The 2870-nt window shown below is 67.1% G+C and carries 3 protein-coding genes; 2 read left to right on the top strand and 1 reads right to left on the bottom strand.

Annotated elements, in window-relative coordinates; translation table 11 throughout:
* Positions 1–91: 91 nt before the first annotated feature.
* The gene (locus ACFWF2_RS33505; protein WP_379311491.1) at positions 92–514 is read right to left on the bottom strand and encodes a hypothetical protein; all 423 of its coding nucleotides are present in this window, start codon (positions 512–514) and stop codon (positions 92–94) included.
* A 203-nt stretch (positions 515–717) separates the two neighbouring features.
* Between ACFWF2_RS33505 and ACFWF2_RS33500 the strand changes: the two genes are divergently transcribed.
* Positions 718–1665, top strand: a complete 948-nt coding sequence (locus ACFWF2_RS33500) for an SPFH domain-containing protein (protein ID WP_379311490.1) — start codon at positions 718–720, stop codon at positions 1663–1665.
* Positions 1662–2513 (top strand): hypothetical protein, encoded by an 852-nt coding sequence (locus tag ACFWF2_RS33495; RefSeq protein WP_379311489.1) that lies wholly within the window; start codon positions 1662–1664, stop codon positions 2511–2513. The genes ACFWF2_RS33500 and ACFWF2_RS33495 overlap by 4 nt, the downstream gene beginning before the upstream one ends.
* Positions 2514–2870 lie beyond the last annotated feature (357 nt).

Below are 2870 nucleotides of genomic sequence, written 5' to 3'. Positions count from 1 at the left end.
GCCCGGTCTGAGACCGGGCCTTACCTTTTCGGCTATCCCCGCGGTTGCCCCCGCGGCTACGCGAGGTATCGGCCAGGGCCGGACTCGATAGTTAGCTGGAACCGCTGGGCAGCAGTCCCGCCGAGCCGCTGCCGAGCTGGGCGTCTCCGGTGATCTCGACGACAAGGGTCTTGGTGGAAGAGCCTTGGGTGGCCACGATCGTGTAGGTACCCTTGGCCGGCGGGCGCCAGGTGCCGCGGACCGCGCTGCGCTCCCGGTCGGGGTAGTCCAGGCGCTCGGGCGAACTGAGCTCGCGGCCGTTGATCGTCACGGTGGCGGGTAGTGCGAAGTCGGAGCCGAACATCCGGGCCATGATGCTGCAGTTGGCGCCCACATAGTCGCAGGCGACGGGCATTTCGCTGTTACCCCAGGCGGAGATGGTGATGTCCTCCACCTCTGCCGATGCCGCGGGAGCCAGGATGGCCGGGAGAACGAGTGCGCCCGCCGCGAGGGCGGTCAGTCCTGCGATTCGCATGGGTTCGATGGTCCTTCGCCTCGGTGTGGTCGGCCCCGGCGCTCGTCCGGGAACCGCGTGAAGCGGTAGCGTTCCACAGTTTTCGCGGGGCCGGTACCCCGAAAACCCAGGGCTTGCCGCTGAGTGGAGTCTTCGTTGACTTGCTACTGCCCGTCGACTGAGGGTTTGTTATAGTCGATACGACCATAACCAAGGAGAAGGCGATGGCAGACATCAGTGGCTACCCCGGACTGCGGCATCTCAGGGGAGCCCCGACCGTCCATGTCAGGCATGTCCGCAGGGGCAAGGTCCTGCACAACGGCACCGGACTGAGCTTCTGGTTCCGTCCGAGCACCGCGGTCCTCAGTGAGGTTCCGGTGGCCGACCGCGAGCTTCCGATGCTCTTCCATGCCCGCACCCGCGACTACCAGGACGTCACCGTCCAGCTCACGGTCACCTACCGCTGCACCGATCCCGAGACGGCGACGAGCAGGATCGACTTCTCGATCGACCCCGACACGGGAACCTGGCGCCAGGACCCGCTGAGCCAGATCGCGAACACCCTCACCGAGAACACCCAGCAACACGCCCTCGAGGTTCTCGCCACGCTCGACCTCGAGACCGCCATCCGCACCGGCGTCGACAAGGTCAAGGAAGCCATCACGAGCAAGCTGACCGCGGCCCACATCGGGCTGGAGATCATCGACATCCGCGTCGTCGCGATCCGCCCCGACGCGGAGATGGAGAAGGCGCTCCAGACCACGATCCGCGAGAAGGTCCAGCAGGAAGCGGACAGGGCGACCTTCGAGCGGCGCGCGCTCGCCGTCGAACGCGAGCGCGCGATCAGCGAGAACGAACTGCAGAGCCAGATCGAGCTGGCGAAGCGGGAGGAACTCCTGGTCGTCCAGCGCGGCGCGAACGCGCTCAGGAAGGCCGAGGACCAGGCCAGGGTCGGCAGGATCGCCGACGACGCCAAAGCCGACGGCATCCGCAAGCTCGCCGAGGCCGAAGCCGCCGGTGAGAAGGCGCGTCTGGACGCGTACCGGGAGATCCCCGAGGAAACGCTCTACGCGCTGGCCGCCAAGGAACTCGCGGGCAACCTGCCGGAGATCGGCAGCATCACCCTGACGCCGGACATGATCGCGCCGATCCTGCAACGGCTCACCCGATGAACCTGGCTCCGCGAATCGTGCTGGTGCACCGGCGCACCGAGCTGTCCGAGCTGCTGGCACGGCACGGAACGCGCGGGCAGGTGGAGTTCTTCCTGAGGTCACGCGACAGATCGCTGGACGAGGTGGCCGAGCGTGACCGGCGGACCCGCGCGGCGTTGGCCGAGGTCAGTGGTGCGATTCCGCTGGGATGGCGACGCGGCATGGTCGAGCGGGAGGACCTGTCGCGGTTCCTGTTCGCGCCCGAGGACATCGTCGTGATCGTCGGGCAGGACGGGCTGGTCGCCAACGTGGCCAAATATCTCGACGGCCAGGCCGTCATCGGCATCAGCCCGGAGCCGGGTGTGCTCGCCGCGCACACTCCCGCCGACGCGGCAGAACTCCTGCACTGCACCGGCGACACGGACGACCTCACGATGGTCGAGGCGAGAACCGACGACGGACAGACACTGCACGCGCTCAACGAGATCTACATCGGCCACCCGAGCCACCAGACCAGCCGCTACCGCATCCACAACGAACGCCAGGCATCCTCGGGCGTCCTCGTCGGCAGCGGCACGGGCGCCACCGGCTGGTGCTCATCGACGCACCGCGAACGGAAAAGCCCACTGCCCCTGCCCGAACCCACCGAGCGCAGACTCGTCTGGTTCGTCAGGGAGGCATGGCCTTCACCGACCACCGGGGTCACGCACACCGAAGGCGAGATCACCGACGAAAGCCTGCACATCGACGTCGAGTCCGACGGACTGGTGGCCTTCGGCGACGGCATCGAGCACGACGCACTACGCCTGTCCTGGGGGCAGCGGTTGAGTGTCGGACTCGCCGCCACCCGACTCCGCCTCGTGCGCTGAGGTCCCGGTACATGGTCAGTGGATGTCGTGCCGGGGTGTTCGGTGTCGCCACGACTGGCCCACTCTTTCGTCTGGTCGGTCCCCGAGGGCAGCCGGTGCACCATCCGCTGAGTGCAACGGTAGATCCGCCACCTCGAAGGCGGCATTTTGCCGTCCGCGCTGTTCGCATGGTCCGTGCCTGGACAGCTACACCGCTGTTCGCCGGGTGCCTACCGGCTTGATCCGAATCGCAAGCCCTTCGGCCAGGAGGGTGTTCGGGTTGTGGGACGTTGGCCCCACAGAAATAGCAGGCCCCACGGTTTAGCCCCTGCTTTTCCGTTGATGCGGCCATGGGCACGTCGGGATTCAGGCTATACG

The organism is Nocardia sp. NPDC060259 (assembly GCF_042728775.1).
Lineage (GTDB): Bacteria > Actinomycetota > Actinomycetes > Mycobacteriales > Mycobacteriaceae > Nocardia.
Note: the sequence above shows the minus strand (reverse complement) of the source record. Positions and strands in the feature narration are given on the sequence as shown.